This is a genomic window from Pseudomonas aeruginosa (assembly GCF_001457615.1).
Classification (GTDB): Bacteria; Pseudomonadota; Gammaproteobacteria; order Pseudomonadales; family Pseudomonadaceae; genus Pseudomonas; species Pseudomonas aeruginosa.
Genome location: NZ_LN831024.1, coordinates 2,653,981 through 2,671,905 on the forward strand (window position 1 = coordinate 2,653,981; position 17,925 = coordinate 2,671,905).

The 17,925-nt window shown below is 68.0% G+C and carries 16 protein-coding genes; 11 read left to right on the plus strand and 5 right to left on the minus strand.

Features of this window, described 5'->3' with window-relative positions:
- Positions 1-5: 5 nt before the first annotated feature.
- The 6 genes from AT700_RS12405 (at position 6) to AT700_RS12430 (ending at position 8,127) form a co-directional block, all read left to right on the plus strand.
- On the plus strand, positions 6-3,161 hold the full coding sequence (locus AT700_RS12405; protein ID WP_048521076.1) for an efflux RND transporter permease subunit: 3,156 nt from the start codon (positions 6-8) through the stop codon (positions 3,159-3,161).
- 206 nt (positions 3,162-3,367) lie between these two features.
- Entirely contained in the window at positions 3,368-4,324 is a 957-nt protein-coding gene (locus AT700_RS12410; protein WP_003109534.1) for an AraC family transcriptional regulator, read from the plus strand.
- 116 nt (positions 4,325-4,440) lie between these two features.
- The gene (gene benA, locus AT700_RS12415) at positions 4,441-5,808 is read left to right on the plus strand and encodes a benzoate 1,2-dioxygenase large subunit (RefSeq protein WP_023128138.1); all 1,368 of its coding nucleotides are present in this window, start codon (positions 4,441-4,443) and stop codon (positions 5,806-5,808) included.
- The gene (benB, locus tag AT700_RS12420) at positions 5,805-6,293 is read left to right on the plus strand and encodes a benzoate 1,2-dioxygenase small subunit (RefSeq protein ID WP_003113314.1); all 489 of its coding nucleotides are present in this window, start codon (positions 5,805-5,807) and stop codon (positions 6,291-6,293) included. The genes benA and benB overlap by 4 nt, the downstream gene beginning before the upstream one ends.
- A gap of 33 nt (positions 6,294-6,326) precedes the next feature.
- Positions 6,327-7,340, plus strand: coding sequence for a benzoate 1,2-dioxygenase electron transfer component BenC (gene benC / locus AT700_RS12425; RefSeq protein ID WP_003109537.1), 1,014 nt, complete (start codon positions 6,327-6,329; stop codon positions 7,338-7,340).
- 25 nt (positions 7,341-7,365) lie between these two features.
- Positions 7,366-8,127, plus strand: a complete 762-nt coding sequence (locus tag AT700_RS12430) for a 1,6-dihydroxycyclohexa-2,4-diene-1-carboxylate dehydrogenase (RefSeq protein ID WP_003116862.1) — start codon at positions 7,366-7,368, stop codon at positions 8,125-8,127.
- A 5-nt stretch (positions 8,128-8,132) separates the two neighbouring features.
- Here AT700_RS12430 and antC read toward each other — a convergent pair whose 3' ends face one another.
- From antC to antA, 3 genes are read right to left on the minus strand one after another with little or no spacing between them, the layout of a single operon-like run.
- The gene (gene antC / locus AT700_RS12435; protein WP_003109538.1) at positions 8,133-9,155 is read right to left on the minus strand and encodes an anthranilate 1,2-dioxygenase electron transfer component AntC; all 1,023 of its coding nucleotides are present in this window, start codon (positions 9,153-9,155) and stop codon (positions 8,133-8,135) included.
- 18 nt (positions 9,156-9,173) lie between these two features.
- Entirely contained in the window at positions 9,174-9,665 is a 492-nt protein-coding gene (antB, locus tag AT700_RS12440) for an anthranilate 1,2-dioxygenase small subunit (RefSeq protein ID WP_003116865.1), read from the minus strand.
- The gene (gene antA, locus AT700_RS12445) at positions 9,662-11,056 is read right to left on the minus strand and encodes an anthranilate 1,2-dioxygenase large subunit (RefSeq protein WP_003143888.1); all 1,395 of its coding nucleotides are present in this window, start codon (positions 11,054-11,056) and stop codon (positions 9,662-9,664) included. Before antA ends, antB begins: the two co-directional genes overlap by 4 nt.
- Positions 11,057-11,372: 316 nt before the next feature.
- On the opposite strand from antA, the gene AT700_RS12450 reads away from it, so the two are divergent.
- Positions 11,373-12,374, plus strand: coding sequence for an AraC family transcriptional regulator (locus AT700_RS12450; protein WP_003113309.1), 1,002 nt, complete (start codon positions 11,373-11,375; stop codon positions 12,372-12,374).
- Between the two features lie 8 nt (positions 12,375-12,382).
- On the opposite strand, the gene AT700_RS12455 is transcribed toward AT700_RS12450, so the two are convergent.
- The gene (locus AT700_RS12455) at positions 12,383-13,255 is read right to left on the minus strand and encodes a LysR family transcriptional regulator (protein WP_003089870.1); all 873 of its coding nucleotides are present in this window, start codon (positions 13,253-13,255) and stop codon (positions 12,383-12,385) included.
- 161 nt (positions 13,256-13,416) lie between these two features.
- On the opposite strand from AT700_RS12455, the gene AT700_RS12460 reads away from it, so the two are divergent.
- The 3 genes from AT700_RS12460 to catA are packed head-to-tail and all read left to right on the plus strand — an operon-like array spanning position 13,417 to position 15,837.
- Positions 13,417-14,538, plus strand: a complete 1,122-nt coding sequence (locus tag AT700_RS12460; RefSeq protein WP_003120080.1) for a muconate cycloisomerase family protein — start codon at positions 13,417-13,419, stop codon at positions 14,536-14,538.
- 31 nt (positions 14,539-14,569) lie between these two features.
- Positions 14,570-14,860: a muconolactone Delta-isomerase gene (gene catC / locus AT700_RS12465; RefSeq protein ID WP_048521077.1), complete on the plus strand. Its 291-nt coding sequence runs from the start codon at positions 14,570-14,572 to the stop codon at positions 14,858-14,860.
- Between the two features lie 44 nt (positions 14,861-14,904).
- On the plus strand, positions 14,905-15,837 hold the full coding sequence (gene catA, locus AT700_RS12470) for a catechol 1,2-dioxygenase (protein WP_031643235.1): 933 nt from the start codon (positions 14,905-14,907) through the stop codon (positions 15,835-15,837).
- A gap of 157 nt (positions 15,838-15,994) precedes the next feature.
- Here the strand turns inward: catA and AT700_RS12475 are convergent, their stop codons facing one another.
- Complete coding sequence (locus AT700_RS12475; RefSeq protein ID WP_003089862.1) at positions 15,995-16,213, minus strand: hypothetical protein; 219 nt, start codon at positions 16,211-16,213, stop codon at positions 15,995-15,997.
- 362 nt (positions 16,214-16,575) lie between these two features.
- Here AT700_RS12475 and AT700_RS12480 point away from each other — a divergent pair, with 362 nt between their 5' ends.
- Positions 16,576-17,922: an OprD family porin gene (locus tag AT700_RS12480; RefSeq protein ID WP_003109544.1), complete on the plus strand. Its 1,347-nt coding sequence runs from the start codon at positions 16,576-16,578 to the stop codon at positions 17,920-17,922.
- The last annotated feature ends 3 nt before the right edge of the window (positions 17,923-17,925 follow it).

Below are 17,925 nucleotides of genomic sequence, written 5' to 3' on the forward strand. Positions count from 1 at the left end.
TTCGCATGTTCGAACGCATCATCCAATTCGCCATCGAGCAACGCTGGCTGGTCCTGCTGGCGGTGCTGGGGATGGCCGGGGTCGGCATCGGCAGCTACCAGAAGCTGTCCATCGACGCGGTCCCGGACATCACCAACGTCCAGGTGCAGATCAATACCGCCGCCCCCGGCTACTCGCCGCTGGAAGTGGAGCAGCGGATCACCTACCCGGTGGAGACCGTCATGGCCGGCCTGCCGGGTTTGCAGGAAACCCGTTCGCTGTCGCGGCCGGGGATTTCCCAGGTGACGGTGATCTTCGAGGAGGGCACCGATATCTACTTCGCCCGCCAGCAGGTCAACGAACGCCTGAGCACGGCGCGCGAGCAACTGCCGGAAGACATCTCGCCGACCCTCGGGCCGATCTCCACCGGTCTCGGCGAGATCTACCTGTGGACGGTTGAGGCCGAGGAGGGCGCGACCAAGGAGGACGGCAGCGCCTACACGCCCACCGACCTGCGCACCATCCAGGACTGGATCATCCGTCCGCAGTTGCGCAACGTGAAGGGCGTGGCCGAGATCAACACCATCGGCGGCTACGCCAAGCAATTCCTCATCGCCCCGGATCCGAAGAAGCTCGCGGCCTACAAGCTGACCCTCGGCGACCTGCAGAACGCCGTGCTGCGCAACAACGAGAACGTCGGCGCCGGCTACATCGAGCGGCGCGGCGAGCAGTTGCTGATCCGCGCGCCGGGCCAGGTCAAGGACATGGACGATATCCGCGGGATCATCGTTTCCAACGTCGACGGCGTGCCGATCCGTATCCGCGACGTCGCCGAGGTCGGCCTGGGCAAGGAGCTGCGCACCGGCGCGGCCACCGAGAACGGCCGCGAAGTGGTGCTCGGCACGGTGTTCATGCTGATCGGCGAGAACAGCCGGGAAGTGGCCCAGGCAGTCGGCCAGCGCCTGGAGGAGATCAACCGGACCCTGCCCAAGGGGGTCAAGGCGATCACCGTCTACGACCGTACCACCCTGGTGGACAAGGCCGTGGCCACGGTGAAGAAGAACCTGGTGGAAGGCGCGGCGCTGGTGATCGCGGTGCTCTTCCTGTTCCTCGGCAACATCCGCGCGGCGTTGATCACCGCCACCATCATCCCGCTGTCGATGCTGTTCACCTTCACCGGGATGGTCGGCAACAGGGTCAGCGCCAACCTGATGAGCCTCGGCGCGCTGGACTTCGGCATCATCGTCGACGGCGCCGTGGTGATCGTCGAGAACGCCATCCGCCGCCTGGCCCACGCCCAGGCCCACCACGGCCGCCGGCTGACCCGCGCGGAACGTTTCCACGAGGTCTTCGCCGCGTCCAGGGAGGCGCGCCGGGCGCTGGTCTTCGGCCAGATCATCATCATGGTGGTGTACCTGCCGATCTTCGCCCTCACCGGGGTCGAGGGGAAGATGTTCCACCCGATGGCGTTCACCGTGGTCACCGCGCTGCTCGGCGCGATGATCCTCTCGGTGACCTTCGTCCCGGCGGCGATCGCGCTGTTCATCACCGGCAAGGTCAAGGAGGAGGAGAACTTCGTCATGCGCCGCGCGCGTCTGGCCTACGAACCGGCGCTGCGCTGGGTGCTCGGGCACCGCGCGCTGGTGGTCGGCGGCGCCCTCGGCGCGATCCTGCTCACCGCGCTGGTGGCCTCGCGGATGGGCAGCGAGTTCATTCCCAGCCTCAGCGAGGGCGACTTCGCCATGCAGGGCCTGCGGGTGCCGGGCACCAGCCTGACCCAGTCGGTCGAGATGCAGCAGACCCTGGAGAGGAAGCTGATGGGCAAGTTCCCGGAGATCGAGCGGGTCTTCGCCCGCACCGGGACCGCCGAGATCGCCTCCGACCTGATGCCGCCGAACGCCTCCGACAGCTACGTGATGCTCAAGCCGCAGAGCCAGTGGCCGGACCCGAAGAAGTCGCGGGAGGCGCTGCTGGAAGAATTGCAGGCCGCGGCCCTTGAGGTGCCGGGCAGCGTCTACGAGTTCTCCCAGCCGATCCAGTTGCGCTTCAACGAACTGATCTCCGGGGTGCGCAGCGACGTCGCGGTGAAGGTCTTCGGCGACGACATGCAGGTGCTCAACGACACCGCGGAGAAGATATCCAAGGTGCTGCAAGGCATCGACGGCGCCTCCGAGGTGAAGGTCGAGCAGACCACCGGCCTGCCGGTGCTGACGGTGGACATCGACCGCGACAAGGCGGCACGCTTCGGCCTCAATGTCGGCGACATCCAGGACACCGTGGCCACCGCCCTCGGCGGACGCAACGCCGGTACCCTGTTCGAGGGCGACCGCCGCTTCGACATCGTCATCCGCCTGCCGGAAACCCTGCGCGCCGACCTGCCGGCACTGTCCAACCTGCTGATCCCGCTGCCGCCGAACAACCTGGCGCGGATCGACTTCATCCCGCTGTCGGACGTGGCGCGCCTCGACCTCTCGCCGGGACCGAACCAGATCAGCCGGGAGAACGGCAAGCGGCGCATCGTGGTCAGCGCCAACGTGCGCGGCCGCGACATCGGCTCGTTCGTGCTGGAAGCGCAACAGAAGCTGCAGGACGGGGTGAAGATCCCGGCCGGCTACTGGACCACCTGGGGCGGCCAGTTCGAACAGTTGCAGTCCGCCGCCAAGCGCTTGCAGGTAGTGGTGCCGGTGGCGCTGCTGCTGGTGTTCACCTTGCTCTTCGCCATGTTCAACAACGTCAAGGACGGCCTGCTGGTGTTCACCGGCATCCCCTTCGCCCTCACCGGCGGGGTGCTGGCCCTGTGGCTGCGCGGGATACCGCTGTCGATCTCGGCGGCGGTGGGTTTCATCGCCCTGTCCGGGGTGGCGGTGCTCAACGGCCTGGTGATGATCTCCTTCATCCGCAACCTGTTGCAGGAAGGACGCAGCCTCGACCAGGCGGTGTGGGAGGGCGCCATCACCCGCCTGCGTCCGGTGCTGATGACCGCCCTGGTGGCGTCCCTCGGTTTCGTGCCGATGGCCCTGGCCACCGGCACCGGCGCCGAGGTGCAGCGGCCGCTGGCGACGGTGGTGATCGGCGGCATCCTGTCCTCGACCATGCTGACCCTGCTGGTGCTGCCGGTGCTCTATCGCTGGACCCACGGGCGCGACGCCGGACCGCGCGAGGAGACGCCGGCGGCCGGCTGAAGCGGGCGCGCAAGCGGGCCGGCAGGGGAAACCCTGGCGGCCCTTTTTCGTTGGCCGTTGGACGGATTCCGTTCGATTACCGCACGCGATTGCCGGCCCGGATTGTCGCCGGCGGAGGGCTTGCGTAGTGTGGGTGGACGTTCCGCGCCCGGCGCTTGGCGCCGCGCGGCGATAACAACAACGATAGCAGCCTGAGTGTCCTGCCCATGAATGCCTCCTTGCTCAGCGAGCGCAGCCGGGTGTTCGAACGTGCCGACCCCTATGCGGTGTCCGGCTATGTCAACCGGCACGTCGGTACGCACTGCATACGCCTGCCGGCCGCCGGCAGGCCGCAAGCCAGCCTCGACCACCGCACCTTCGCCAGCCTCGACCTGTGCCGGATCAGCTACGGCGCGGCGGTACGGGTCACCTCGCCGGCGCTGGAGAGCATCTTCCACCTGCAGATCCTCCTGCGCGGCCACTGCCTGTGGCGCGGCGGCGGGCAGGAACACGCCCTGGCGCCGGGCGAGCTGTTGCTGATCAACCCGGACGATCCGGTCGACCTGACCTATTCGGCGGACTGCGAGAAATTCATCGTCAAGCTGCCCTGCGCGCTGCTCGAAGCGATCTGCGCCGAGCAGCGCTGGAGCCATCCGGCGCGCGGCGTGCGTTTCCTCGAACATCGCTATCGCCTGGACCAGCTGGAAGGCTTCGTCGGCCTGCTCGCCCTGGTCTGCCGCGAGGCCGAGTCCGGCGAGCGGCTGGCGCGGGTCGACAGCCACTTCGAGCAGATCCTCGGCAGCAAGCTGCTGACCCTGCTGAAGACCAACGTCAGCCGCGAGGACCCCGGCGATGCGCAGGTCGTCTTCGCCCGCCTCGATGCCTACATCCGCCGCCATCTGCAGAGCGAGATCGAGGTCGCGGCGCTGGCCGAGCAGGCGCACATGAGCACCCGTTCGCTGTACGCGCTGTTCGAGCGCCAGCTTGGCGAGAGCCCTCGGCAATACATTCGCCGGCTGCGCCTGGAGCGCATCCGCGCCTGCCTGGAAGACCCCGGCTGCCGGGTACGCAACCTCACCGAACTGGCCCTGGACTTCGGTTTCGCCCACCTCGGCCGCTTCGCCGAGCAATATCGCCGGCAGTTCGGCGAGCTGCCTTCGGAAACCCTGCGCCGGCGCGCCTAGCGCCGACCGCCACGGCGTGCAGGAATCGGCCAGCGATCCGCAGGCAACGGATATCCCCAGCAGCACGCGCTACCTAACCTGACCGGGCCTGAACAATAACAACGGAGGCCCCGGCCATGTCCCTGGGTAGCGATTACTTGCGTTCTCTGCTCGAGGAAGACCCCGAGCGCGGCGTCTACCGCTGCAAGCGGGAGATGTTCACCGATCCACGCCTGTTCGAACTGGAGATGAAGCACATCTTCGAGGGCAACTGGGTCTATCTCGCCCACGAAAGCCAGGTTGCCGGAGTCAACGACTACCTGACCACCCAGATCGGCCGCCAGTCGATCGTCATCGCGCGCAACCGCGACGGCCAGCTCAACGCCTTCATCAACGCCTGCAGCCACCGTGGCGCGATGCTCTGCCGGCACAAGAGCGGCAATCGCAGCAGCTATACCTGTCCGTTCCACGGCTGGACCTTCAACAACTCCGGCAAGCTGCTCAAGGTCAAGGACCCGGCCGAGGCCGGCTACCCGCAGGGCTTCAACTGCGAGGGCTCGCACGACCTGACCCGGGTGGCGCGCTTCGAGTCCTACCGTGGCTTCCTGTTCGGCAGCCTCAACCCCGATGTCAGGCCGCTGGCCGAGCACCTGGGCGAGTCGGCGAAGATCATCGACATGATCGTCGACCAGTCGCCGGAAGGCCTCGAGGTGCTGCGCGGCTCTTCCAGCTATGTCTACGAAGGCAACTGGAAGCTCACCGCCGAGAACGGCGCCGACGGCTATCACGTCAGTTCGGTGCACTGGAACTACGCGGCGACCCAGAGCCAGCGCCAGCAGCGCGACGCCGCGGACCAGCCGCGGACCATGAGCGCCGCGGGCTGGGCCCGGCAGGGCGGCGGCTTCTACTCGTTCGAGCATGGCCACATGCTGCTCTGGAGTCGCTGGGCCAACCCCGAGGACCGGCCGGCCTTCGAGCGCCGCGCCGAGCTTGCCCGCGACTTCGGCGAGGCCCGCGCCGACTGGATGATCGAGAACTCGCGCAACCTCTGCCTGTACCCCAACGTGTACCTGATGGACCAGTTCAGCTCGCAGATCCGCATCGCCCGGCCGCTGTCGGTGGACCGCACGGAAATCACCATCTACTGCATCGCGCCGAAAGGCGAGAGCGCCGAGGCGCGCGCCCGGCGCATCCGCCAGTACGAGGACTTCTTCAACGTCAGCGGCATGGCCACCCCGGACGACCTGGAGGAGTTCCGTTCCTGCCAGCAGGGCTACCAGGGCAGCGTGGTCGGCTGGAACGACCTGTCGCGCGGCGCCGAACACTGGATAGAGGGCGCCGACGCGGCGGCCGCGGCCATCGACCTGCGGCCGCGCCTGAGCGGCGTGCGCACCGAGGACGAAGGGCTGTTCGTATTGCAGCATCGCTACTGGCAGGAGGCGCTGCTCGCCGCCCTGGAGCGCGAACGGACGCAGCGCGTGGCGCTGCGGGAGGTGGCGTCATGAGCCTGGGCTACGACGCCCTGCGCGATTTCCTCTACCGCGAGGCGCGCTATCTCGACGACAAGGATTGGGACGCCTGGCTGGCGTTGTACGCCGCGGACGCCAGTTTCTGGATGCCGTCCTGGGACGACCGCGACCAGCTCACCGAGGACCCGCAGCGGGAAATCTCGCTGATCTGGTACGGCAACCGCGGCGGCCTGGAGGACCGGGTATTCCGCATCCGCACCGAGCGCTCCAGCGCGACCCTGCCGGACACCCGCACCTCGCACAACCTGAGCAACATCGAACTGCTCGGCGAGGACGACGGCATCTGCCGCGTGCGCTGCAACTGGCACACCCTGAGCTATCGCTACAAGACCGTGGACAGCTACTTCGGCACCACCTTCTACGACCTCGACGTACGCGGCGAGAGTCCGCTGATCAAGGCCAAGAAAGTGATCCTGAAGAACGACTACGTTCGCCAGCTGATCGACGTCTACCACGTCTGACGCCCGCGCCGGCGGGCTGTCGAGGGACATGCCATGAACCATCGGATCGCACTCAACTTCGAAGACGGGGTGACCCGCTTCATCCATGCCGCGCCCGGCGAGACCGTGGCCGACGCGGCCTACCGCCAGGGCATCAACATCCCCCTGGACTGCCGCGACGGCGCCTGCGGCACCTGCAAGTGCCTGGCCGAGGCCGGGCGCTATGCGCTGGGCCAGGACTACATCGACGATGCCCTCAGCGCCGAGGAAGCCGCCCGCGGCTACGTGCTGACCTGCCAGATGCGCGCCGAAAGCGACTGCGTGCTGCGCGTGCCGGCGTCCTCGACCCTGTGCAGGACCGGCCAGGCGCGCTACGAGGCGCGCATCAGCGAAGTCCGGCAACTGTCGCCGAGCACCATCGGCCTGTCGCTGCGCGGCGAGGCGCTGGCCAGCCTGGCGTTCCTGCCCGGGCAGTACGTCAACCTCCAGGTACCCGGCAGCGAGCAGCGCCGCGCCTACTCCTTCAGCTCGCTGGCGAAGGACGGCGAGGTCAGCTTCCTGATCCGCAACGTCCCCGGCGGGCTGATGAGCGGCTTCCTCAGTGGCACGGCCAGGGCCGGCGACAGCCTGGCGATGGACGGCCCGCTGGGCAGTTTCTACCTGCGCGAGATTCACCGGCCACTGCTGATGCTGGCCGGCGGCACCGGCCTGGCGCCGTTCACCGCGATGCTCGAACGGATCGCCGAACAGGGCAGCGCGCACCCGCTGCACCTGGTCTACGGGGTGACCCACGACGTCGACCTGGTCGGGCTCGAGCGCCTGGAGGCGTTCGCCGAACGGATTCCCGGCTTCACCTGGAGCGCCTGCGTGGCCAGCGCCGACAGCGACTATCCGCGCAAGGGCTACGTGACCGAGCACATCGCCGCGCAGCACCTGCACGAGGGCGACGTCGACATCTACCTGTGCGGGCCGCCGCCGATGGTCGAGGCGGTCGAGCGCTACCTGCGCGAGCAGGGCGTGCGCCCGGCGAATTTCTACTACGAAAAGTTCGCCGCCAGCGCGGCCTGAACCCGAGCGAGCCAAGGAGACTCCCATGAACGACAGATTCCGCGACAAGGTCGCCCTGGTCAGCGGCGCCGCCCAGGGTATCGGCCTGGGCGTGGTCCGGCGCCTGCTGGAGGAAGGCGCGCGGGTGGTGGCGGTGGACCGCTCCGAGCTGGTCCACGAACTGGCCGGCGACGCCTGCCTGTGCCTGACCGCCGACCTGGAGCGCTACGCCGAATGCCAGCGGGTACTGGAGCGGACCCTGGAGCGTTTCGGCCGGCTGGACATCCTGGTCAACAACGTCGGCGGCACCCTCTGGGCGAAGCCCTACCAACACTACGCCGAGGACGAGATCGAGGCCGAGCTGCGGCGTTCGCTGCTGCCCACCTTGTGGTGTTGCCGAGCGGCGCTGCCGGCGATGCTGGGGCAGGGCAGCGGGGCGATCGTCAACGTCTCGTCGGTTGCCACCCGCGGGGTCAACCGGGTGCCCTATGGCGCCGCCAAGGGCGGGGTGAACGCGCTGACCGCCTGCCTGGCGTTCGAGACCGCCGACCAGGGCATCCGCGTCAACGCGGTGGCGCCGGGCGGCACCGACGCGCCGCCGCGAAGGATTCCGCGCAACGCCGCGGCGCAGAGCGAGGAGGAGCGGCGCTGGTATCGACAGATCGTCGAGCAGACCCTCGACAGCAGCCTGATGAAGCGCTACGGCAGCATCGACGAGCAGGTCGCGGCGATCCTCTTCCTCGCCTCCGACGAGGCGTCCTACATTACCGGCGTGACCCTGCCGGTAGCTGGCGGCGACCTCGGCTGAGCGCTTCAGTCGCCGCTTTCGGTGAACTTCTCCAGGTACAGCCGCAGATGCTCCAGGGAGCGCTCGCGCAGCCACTGGCGGACCGCCTCGACCATCGGCGGAGGCCCGCACAGGTAGAGGTCGAAAGCTTCGTCGCGCAAGCGGGCGGCGTCGAAATGCTCGTGCAGGTAGCCGCGCCGGCCATCCCAGTCGGCGTCCGCCTCGCTGAGCACCGGGACGAAGCGGAAGCCGGGAAGCCGCTCGGCGTAGCCGGCGATCCGTTGCAATTCGCAGAGATCGGCGGCGCGGCGTACCCCGTAGTAGAGATGCACCGGCCGCTCGCAACCGCGCTCGGCCAGTTCGTCGAGCATGCCGAGGAACGCCGACAGGCCGGTGCCGCCGGCCACCAGCAGCAACGGGCGCTCCACCTGGCGCAGGTAGAAGGTGCCCAGCGGCGCCTCGAAGCGGATCTCGTCGCCGACCCGGCACCCTTGGCGCAGGTAGTCGCTCATGGCGCCGCCCGGGAGCAGGCGGATGAGGAACTGCAGGTGGTTCTGCGGATTCGGCCGGTTGGCGAAGGAGTAGGCGCGCCGGCAGTCGCTGCCGGGTACTTGCAGGCGCGCGTACTGGCCGGGCAGGAAGTCCAGCTGGCGGCCCGCGGCGCCGGCGTCGAGGCGGAGCAGCGCGGTGTCCTCGGAGAGCAGGCGCAGTTCGCGCACCACGCCGCTGTGCGCCTGGGCCGCGGCGGCATGGCAGAGGGTCGAGGCGAAGTCGAAGTAGAAGGCCGCGTCGGAGCGCACCCGGGTCTGGCAGGCGAGCACCTTGCGCTGCTCCAGGTCGGCGGCGGAGAGGGTGTCCTCGTCGGCGTAGTCCAGGCTGTAGCTGCCCGCCTCGCAGCGGCCCATGCAGGTGCCGCAGACCCCTTCGCGGCAGTCCAGCGGCAGGTTGATGCCGTGGCGCAGGGCGGCGTCGAGGAGCAGGTCGTCGTGGCCGACGGGCAGGAACAGGGTCTTGCCGTCGGCGAAGCTGAGGGCGACTTTGTGATTCATCGTGACGGGTCCCGCCGTTCAGAGGTGGTAGAAGTCGAGGACCGAGTCGATCCGGTCGTTGAGCAGGACGATGTGCTTGCGCGCGATCAGCCAGGCCTCGCCATGGGGTTTCAGGCGGTAGGTGGCATGGCCGAAGAAGCTGCCGGTCTGGTCCAGGCGCTGGAACAGGGTCTGCCAGTTGACCCGCACTCGCAGCAGGCCTTCGCCTTCCTCGGCGATGCGCACGTTGCCGATCTGGTGCAGGGTGCGCGGCATCGGCACGGTGGACGCGGCCTTGCCGGTGCGGATACGGAACACCCGGTCTTCCAGGCCGGCACGGCTGGGGTAGTAGATCAGCGACATCTCGCGCTTCGGATCGCGGGTGTAGCGCTGCTCGGACTCCCACTGCGGCAGGTGGAACTCGCACTGTTCGTCGAACTGCGCGAGGTAGCCGTCCCAGTCCTGGGCATCGCAGAGTTCGGCGTGGCGGTAGAGGAACTGTTCGACGCGGTACTGCAGTCCGGCGTTCATGGGGTCACCTCCTTCGCGCGCAGGGCCAGGCGCTCCAGGCCGTCGAGGAGGAAGCGCCGCCAATGCGCGTGCTGGTTGACGTAGAGGCCTTCGTGGGTGATCTCGGTGCCGGTCAGCAGCGGCGCGATACCCAACGCCTGGCTGTTCGGCGTCGCGCCTTCGAGCCACTTGCCGTGGCCGCGGGAGATGTCGCTCCAGCGCTCCAGGCGGGCCTGGAAGCCACGCTGGGCTTCGCGGAACTCCACCAGGTCGTCGGGCGTGCCCATCCCGGAGACGTTGAAGAAGTCCTCGAACTGGCGGATCCGGTTCTCCCGGTCGGCGTCCGACTCGCCCTTGACGCCGATGCACTGGCTGACGATCTCGGTACGGTTCCAGGCCAGCGGGCGGACGATGCGCAGCTGCGAGCTGATCTGGTCGATGACGAACAGGCTGGGGTAGAGATTGAGGTTGCGCAGGCGATGCATCATCCACTCGGCGCGGGCCTGGCCGTATTCCCCCACCAGCCGCGGCATCACGCTGGCGTAGCCGGGGCGTACGGCGGGGTTGGGCATCTCGCTGAAGAGCACGCTGTGGCCGTTGGCGAAGGAGAACCAGCCGTCGTCGGTGGCCGCGTCGCCGGCGCCGAGCTTGCTGTAGTCGAGGGTGGCGGCCACGCCGCCGCGCTCGGCCTCGACCTGCTGGCGGTGCTGCACGGTGGCTACGTAGTTGTAGTGCACTGTGCTGACGTGATAGCCGTCCAGGCCATTCTCGTTCTGCAGCTTCCAGTTGCCTTCGTAGGTGTAGGTGGAGGTGCCGGGCAACACTTCCAGCTCGCCGCTGGGAGACTGCGCCACCAGCATGTCGAGGAACACCCGGGCGTCGCCGAGGAAGTCCACCAGGTCGTCCTCGCCGGCGACGTCCAGGCTGACGAAGACGAAGCCCCTGTAGCTCTGGATGCGCGCTTTCTTCAGGCCACGGGTGGCCTTGTCGAAGCCTTCCGGGTATTCGCCCGGCGCCTTGACCTTCACCAGCCGGCCGTCGTTCTTGTAGCACCAGGCATGGAACGGACAGGTGAAGGTCGACTGGTTGCCCTTGCCGACCCGTACCAGGGTCGCGCCGCGATGCTGGCAGGCGTTGACCAGCGCGTGCAACTGGCCGTTGCCGTCGCGGGTGACGATCAGCGGCTGGCGTCCGGCGCGCAGGGTGACGAAGTCGTGGGGCCTGGCCAGTTCGCTTTCGTGGCAGGCGTAGATCCAGTTCTTTTCGAAGATCAGCTCCATCTCCAGGTCGAACAGCTCCGGTTCGGTGAACATGTCCCGGGCGATGCGGAAGATGCCTTCCTCGGGACGGAAGTCGAGGCAGCCGCCGACATAGTCGCGCCACTGTTCGAGGCTTCTGCGGGTAGCGTTCATGCGTTCTCACCCTTGTGCGTTGTCGTTATGGGTGACCCATTCAACGGCCGCGAGCGGGGGCGGGCTATCCGCTTAGTCGACGATGCGCATCCCGAAAATCCGCAGCCGCCGAGGAGCGGCCGGGGGGCTCGCGGAGGGCTCGGCCGAGGTTCGAGCGGCGCTTGCGGCGGACGCTTTGTCCGGAAAGTCGGCGAACGCTATCCGGATAGTGGAGGATGCGGGGAGCCGGCCTTGCGCCGGCATATGCCTTGCATTTTGCTGAAAACAGAGCGCCAGCAGAGCGCACCCCCAGCCTTGCCGTGTCGAGTGCCGAACCATGATGAGGACCCATCCCGTCGCCGATCGTGGCGATCTCCATGCCGACCACCTGGACCTGGCCGCCGCCCGTTCCTGGATGTCGAAGGTCTGCGGGCCGCACCGGCTCGAAGCGGCGAGCCCGGGACTGGTGCAGTTCCAGCACCACGGCAACGTGCTGAAGTCGATGTGCACCACCCTCGGCTACATCGGCTACGGTACCGACGTCACCATCACCGTCGAGGATGCCGCGGCGTTCAACGCCTACAGCCTGAGCCTGCCACTCAGCGGCGAGCAGGAGCTGTGCCGGGGCGGGCTGCGCCTGCTCTCCGACGTCCGCCGCGGGGTGATCATCGCGCCCAACGAGCGCCAGGAGCTGAGCATCGCCGGGGACTGCCGCAAGCTGCAGGTGGTGATCGGCCGCACGGCGATGCGCAAGGTCCTGGAGGAGATGTTGCAGCGGCCGATCGATACGCCCTTGCGCTTCGATCCGGAGATGGATGCCCTGGACGGCGCCTCCGCGTCCTGGTGGCGCACCGTGCGGCACATCAGCGAGGAGATGGCGCGCAGCGAACTCTACGCCCAGGCGTTTTTCAGCAGCGACCTGGAACGCGCGCTGATCAAGGGACTGATCCTGGCCCAGCCGAACAACTACAGCGAGGCCCTGCAGCAGGGCCTTGGCGGGCGCCCGCCGCACTACCTGCTGCGCGCCCGCGAGTTTCTCCAGGCCAACGCCCGCGAGACCCTGAGCCTGGAGGACGTGGAACGCGCCGCCGGGGTCTCGCGGTTCAAGCTGTTCGAGGGCTTCCGTCGCTACTTCGGGGTGTCGCCGATGAGCTACCTGAAGCACTACCGGCTCGCCGCGGTGCGCGAGGAGATCCTCGCCAGCGGCGGCGCCCGCAGCATCTCGACGATCGCCCTGGGCTGGGGCTTCAGCCACCTCGGACGCTTCTCCGTGGACTACCGCAAGCGCTTCGAGGAAACCCCGAGCATGACCCAGCGCCGCGCTGCGCGGCGCTCCTGAGAGGGCGTTCAGGCGTCCTCGCGGCCGATCAGCGCCAGGCAGCGCCGCAGGTGCGGGGAGCCGTCGCCCTGGCGCCGGCTGACGATGATCGGCGAGGTCAGGGAGGCGTCGGCCAGGGCCTGGTAGGCGACGTCGTCGCGGTGCTGCAACTGCACCGAGGCCGGCACCAGGGTCGCGCCGAGTCCGGCGGCGACCAGGCCGATGGCGGTCTGCATCTCGTTGGCCCATTGCGTCACGCGCAGGCTCAGGCCGTGGGTGGCGAACAGCGCCAGCACGTGGTCGGCGTAGCTCGGCCGCGGCTGGCCGGGGTAGAGCACGAACGGCTCGCGCGACAGGCGCTCCAGGCTCAGCGGCTGGCCGAGCAACGGGTGCCCGGCGGGCAGGGCGGCGACCAGCGGCTCTTCGCTGAGCACGCTCTGGCGGATCGCCGGGTCGTCGATGCGGATGCGTCCGAAACCGATGTCGATACGCCCGCTCTTCAGCGCCTCGACCTGTTGCAGGGTGGTCATCTCCAGCAGGCCCAGCTCCAGCTCCGGGTCGCCGCGCAGGTGGCGGATCAGCTCCGGCAGCACGCCATACAGCGCCGAGGGCACGAAGCCGATGCCGAACCACTGGCGCTGGCCCTGGCCGATCCGCCGGGTGCTGTCGCAGATGCTTTCCAGTTGGTCCAGGAGCGTCGCGCTCTGTTCGTGGAAGAAGCGCCCGGCTTCGGTCAGGCGCAGCGGCCGGCCGCGCTCCAGCAGGGCCACCCCGAGCATTTCCTCGAGTTGCTGGATCTGCCGGCTCAGCGGTGGCTGGGCGATGTGCAACTGCTCGGCGGCGCGGGTGAAGTTGAGGGTCCGGGCCAGCGCCTGGAAGTAGCGCAGGTGACGAAGCTCCATGATACCTCCAGGGTATGGTTCGAGAGGAAGATGATATTGGACCCCAGTGAAGAAGGCGATGGATGCTTGGCCGAAACGACGGCGAAACCTGCTCGGTATCGAGCGAGCCTTGAGCGGCGAACCGTCGAAAACCCAACCGCAACCCTGGTGGACCCCCGAGAATGAGCCAAGCCGTGATCCAAAGCCTCGAGTCGATCATCGTCGACCTGCCGACCATCCGCCCGCACAAGCTGGCCATGCACACCATGAACCGGCAGACCCTGGTGATCCTCCGCCTGCGTTGCAGCGACGGCATCGAGGGCCTCGGCGAAGCCACCACCATCGGTGGCCTGGCCTACGGCAGCGAGAGCCCGGAGAGCATCAAGAGCAATCTCGACGCGCATTTCGCCCCGTTGCTGCTGGGCCAGCCGGCGGACAACGTGAATGCCGCGATGCAGCGCCTGGACCGGCACATCAGGGGCAACACCTTCGCCCGCTCGGCGGTCGAGACCGCCTTGCTCGACGCCCATGGCAAGCGCCTCGGCCTGGCCGTCAGCGAACTGCTCGGCGGCCGCCTGCACGACAGCCTGGAGGTGGCCTGGACCCTGGCCAGCGGCGACACCGGCCGCGACATCGAGGAAGCCGAGCGGATGCTCGACCTGCGCCGCCACCGGCATTTCAAGCTGAAGATCGGCGCCGGTGAGGTGGATGCCGACGTGGCCCACGCGATCGCCATCAAGCGCGCCCTCGGCGAGCGCGCCAGCGTGCGGGTGGACGTCAACCAGGCCTGGGACGAAGGCGTTGCCCAGCGTGCCTGCGCGACGCTCGGCGACAACGGCATCGCCCTGATCGAACAGCCCATCGCCCGCCACAACCGCGTCGGCCTGGCGCGCCTGAGCAGCCGCGGCGGCGCGCCGATCATGGCCGACGAGGCCATCGAGAGCGTCGAGGATGCCTTCCATCTGGCTCGCGAGGGCGCCGCCCCGGTGTTCGCCCTGAAGATCGCCAAGAACGGCGGACCGCGCGCGGTGCTGCGTAGCGCGGCGATCGCCGAGGCGGCCGGGATCGGCCTGTACGGCGGGACCATGCTCGAGGGCGGCATCGGCACCCTGGCCGCCGCCCACGCCTTCGTCACCCTCGACCGCCTGGCCTGGCACAGCGAACTGTTCGGCCCGTTGCTGCTGACCGAGGACATCCTCCTCGAGTCGCCGCGCTACCAGGACTTCCACTTGCACGTGCCGCGTGCGCCGGGTCTCGGCCTGGCGCTCGACGAGGAGCGCCTGGCGCGCTTCCGCCGGCGCTGAAGCCGTCCCGCAGACAGAGGAGAAACGACCGATGCTGTTCCACGTGAAGATGACCGTGACGTTGCCCGTCGACATGGACCCGCAACAGGCCGAGCGGCTCAAGGCCGAGGAGAAGGAAATGGCCCAGCGCCTCCAGCGCGAGGGCAGCTGGCGGCACCTCTGGCGGATCGCCGGGCACTACGCCAACTACAGCCTGTTCGACCTGCCCAGCGTCGAGGCGCTGCACGACACCCTGACCCGGCTGCCGCTGTTTCCCTACATGGACATCGAGATCGACGGGCTTTGCCGGCATCCCTCGTCGATCCATGCCGACGACCGCTGAGATTCCCTTCCCACGCCCGACAACAACAAGCAGAGGCAAACGCCATGACCGTGAAGATTTCCCAGACTGCCGATGTCCAGCGCTTCTTCGAAGAGGCCAGCGGCCAGCTCAACGAACGCGGCGATCCGCGCACCAAGGCCCTGGTGCGGCGCATCCTCGACGACACGGCGAAGTTGATCGAAGAGATGCAGGTCACGCCCGACGAATTCTGGAAAGCGGTGGACTACCTGAACCGCCTGGGCAGCCGCCAGGAGGCCGGCCTGCTGGCCGCCGGGCTGGGCCTGGAGCATTACCTGGACCTGCTGCTCGACGCCCAGGACGCCGAGGCCGGCCTCACCGGCGGCACGCCGCGCACCATCGAAGGGCCGCTGTACGTCGCCGGCGCGCCGCTGAGCGACGGCGAGGCACGGATGGACGACGGCCGCGACCCCGGCACCGTGATGTTCCTCCAGGGCCGCGTCAGCGGTCCCGACGGCCAGCCGCTGGCCGGAGCCATCGTCGACGTCTGGCACGCCAATACCCAAGGCACCTATTCCTACTTCGACAGCAGTCAGTCCGAATACAACCTGCGCCGGCGCATCCGCACCGACGCCGACGGCCGCTACCGTGCGCGCAGCATCGTGCCCTCCGGCTACGGTTGCCCGAGCGACGGCCCGACCCAGGAGCTGCTCGACCGCCTCGGCCGCCACGGCCAGCGGCCGGCGCACATCCACTTCTTCGTCTCGGCGCCCGGCCATCGCCACCTGACCACCCAGATCAACCTGGCGGGCGACCGCTACCTGTGGGACGACTTCGCCTATGCCACCCGCGATGGGCTGATCGGCGACCTGCGCTTTAACGACGACCCCGCCGCGGCCCGCGACCGCGGCGTGGAGGGCGGACGCTTCGCCGAACTGGATTTCGACTTCCAGCTCCAGTCCAGCCCGGCGCCCGCCGCCGAGCGCCGCAGCCAGCGGCCGCGGGCATTGCAGGAGTAAGGTGGGAAACGGGGAGGGCGGCTGGTCGCTGGCGACCATGCCGCCTTCTTCCGCCAGGCGCGACGGCGGATAAAAAAAGGCGCCATGACTGGCGCCTCAGGACTTGTCCAAAGGAGCAACCCAAAAAGGACAAGTGTATTGCTCGGTGAAAGGCTGCTCAGCCGTTGCCGTTCTTGCGCTCGGCGCATTTGCTGCGGTCGGTCTTCTGCGCTTGCGCTTCCAGTTGTTGCTTCTGCAGGCGCTTTTCGCGCAGTTCTTTCTGCGCGGCGCGGAATTCGGCGTTGTACTGCCAGGAGCGTTCGCTGCCGTCCTGGGCCTGGGCAGTGGCGGCGCCGGTCGCCAGCAGGGCGGCCAGCAGCATCGGGATGATCTTCATGGCAAACCTCTCGGGTTGGCTCGTCGCCGGGGCGAGGTATTCGTCCCGTTTGAGCAAAGAGTAAGAGCGGACGGATTACCCGAGGGTGAGTGGAAAATTACGTTTCCGATAACTTCGGCGATGCTCCGTTGCATGGCGGAGGAGTCTGCGCGAAGCGCATTAAGTGCGAGTTAAGATTGCGGAAAAGTAATCCCCGCCTCATGTCTGCGTCATTTCCCCGGTTCCAGAATCAGCCCCACGGTCAATGCCGGTTGCGGCAGGACTGCGCGGGGGCGCGATCGACCAGAAGTTCACGCACAGCCAGCGCCGCAAGGCATGGCCGCAGAAGAAAAACAGACATGAACCGATCTGGAGCAATCGCCATGCAAGGGGATGGAAAGAAACGACTGTGGACGCTTCCACTGCTGCTGGGCGCCGGACTGATGGCCTCGGCCGTCGCCGAGGAGAACGCCGAGCGGAGCAAGGAAGGTTTCATCGAGGGCAGCGAGGTCAACCTGCTGCTGCGCAACTTCTACTTCAACCGCGACTTCCGCAAGGGCCAATCGAGCCCGGCGGGCGGCGGCTACACCGAGGAGTGGGTGCAGGGCTTCATGGCCAACTTTTCCTCGGGCTTCACCCAGGGCACGCTGGGCGTCGGCATCGACGCCTTCGCCCAGCTCGGCGTGCGCCTGGACAGCGGCGGCGGGCGTTCCGGCGCCGGCGGTAGCGTCGACCTGCTGCCCTATGACGACCAGGGGCGGCCGCAGGACGACTATTCGCGAGCCGGCGGCGCGGTCAAGCTGCGCTGGTACGGCACCGTGCTGCGGGTCGGCGACGTGTTCCCGGAAACCCCGGTGATCCAGTACGGCAACAGCCGGCTGTTCCCCTCCAGCTTCCGTGGCTTCACCCTGGTCAACGACAGCCTGGCGAAGGGCCTGACCCTGCAGGCCGGCAAGCTGAACTCGATGACCCAGCCGAACAGCACCAGCGGCAGCGACGACTTCTACAGCTTCTACACCGGCCGGCGCATCGACTCGCCGTGGGTCGCCTACGCCGGCGGCGACTACCAGGCCACCGAGCACTGGAGCGTCAGCCTCTACGGCAGCCGCCAGAAGGACGCCTGGGACCAGTACTACGCCGGCACCAGCTTCAACTATCCGCTGGACGACAAGCTGTCCCTGCTCGGCGGCGCCAACTACTACAAGGTCAAGGACCAGGGCAGGCAGGTGATGGGCGAACTCGACAACGACATCTGGAGCGTGCGCGGCGGCTTCGCCTACGGTCCGCACCAGGTGCTGCTGTCGTACCAGCGCAACAACGGCGACGACGACTTCGACTACCTGCGCCAGACCGACTCCATCTACCTGGACAACTCGATCCAGTACAGCGACTTCAACTCGCCCAAGGAACGCTCGCTGATGCTCCGCTACGACCTCGACATGGCCGCCTTCGGCGTGCCGGGGCTGAGCTTCATGACCCGCTATGGCAAGGGCTGGGACGCCGATTATTCGAATGCCAACAGCGTCTACATGCGCACCGACGCCAACGGCAACCCGCTGACCAACCAGGGCCGCTGGGAACGCGACGTGGAGGTCAAGTACGTGGTGCAGGGTGGCGCGGCCAAGGACCTGGCGTTCCGCGTGCGCCAGGCCACCGTGCGCTCCGACAGCTTCGAGTCGGACCTCGACGAAGTCCGCCTGATCGTCGAATACCCGCTGCAAGTCCTCTGAAGG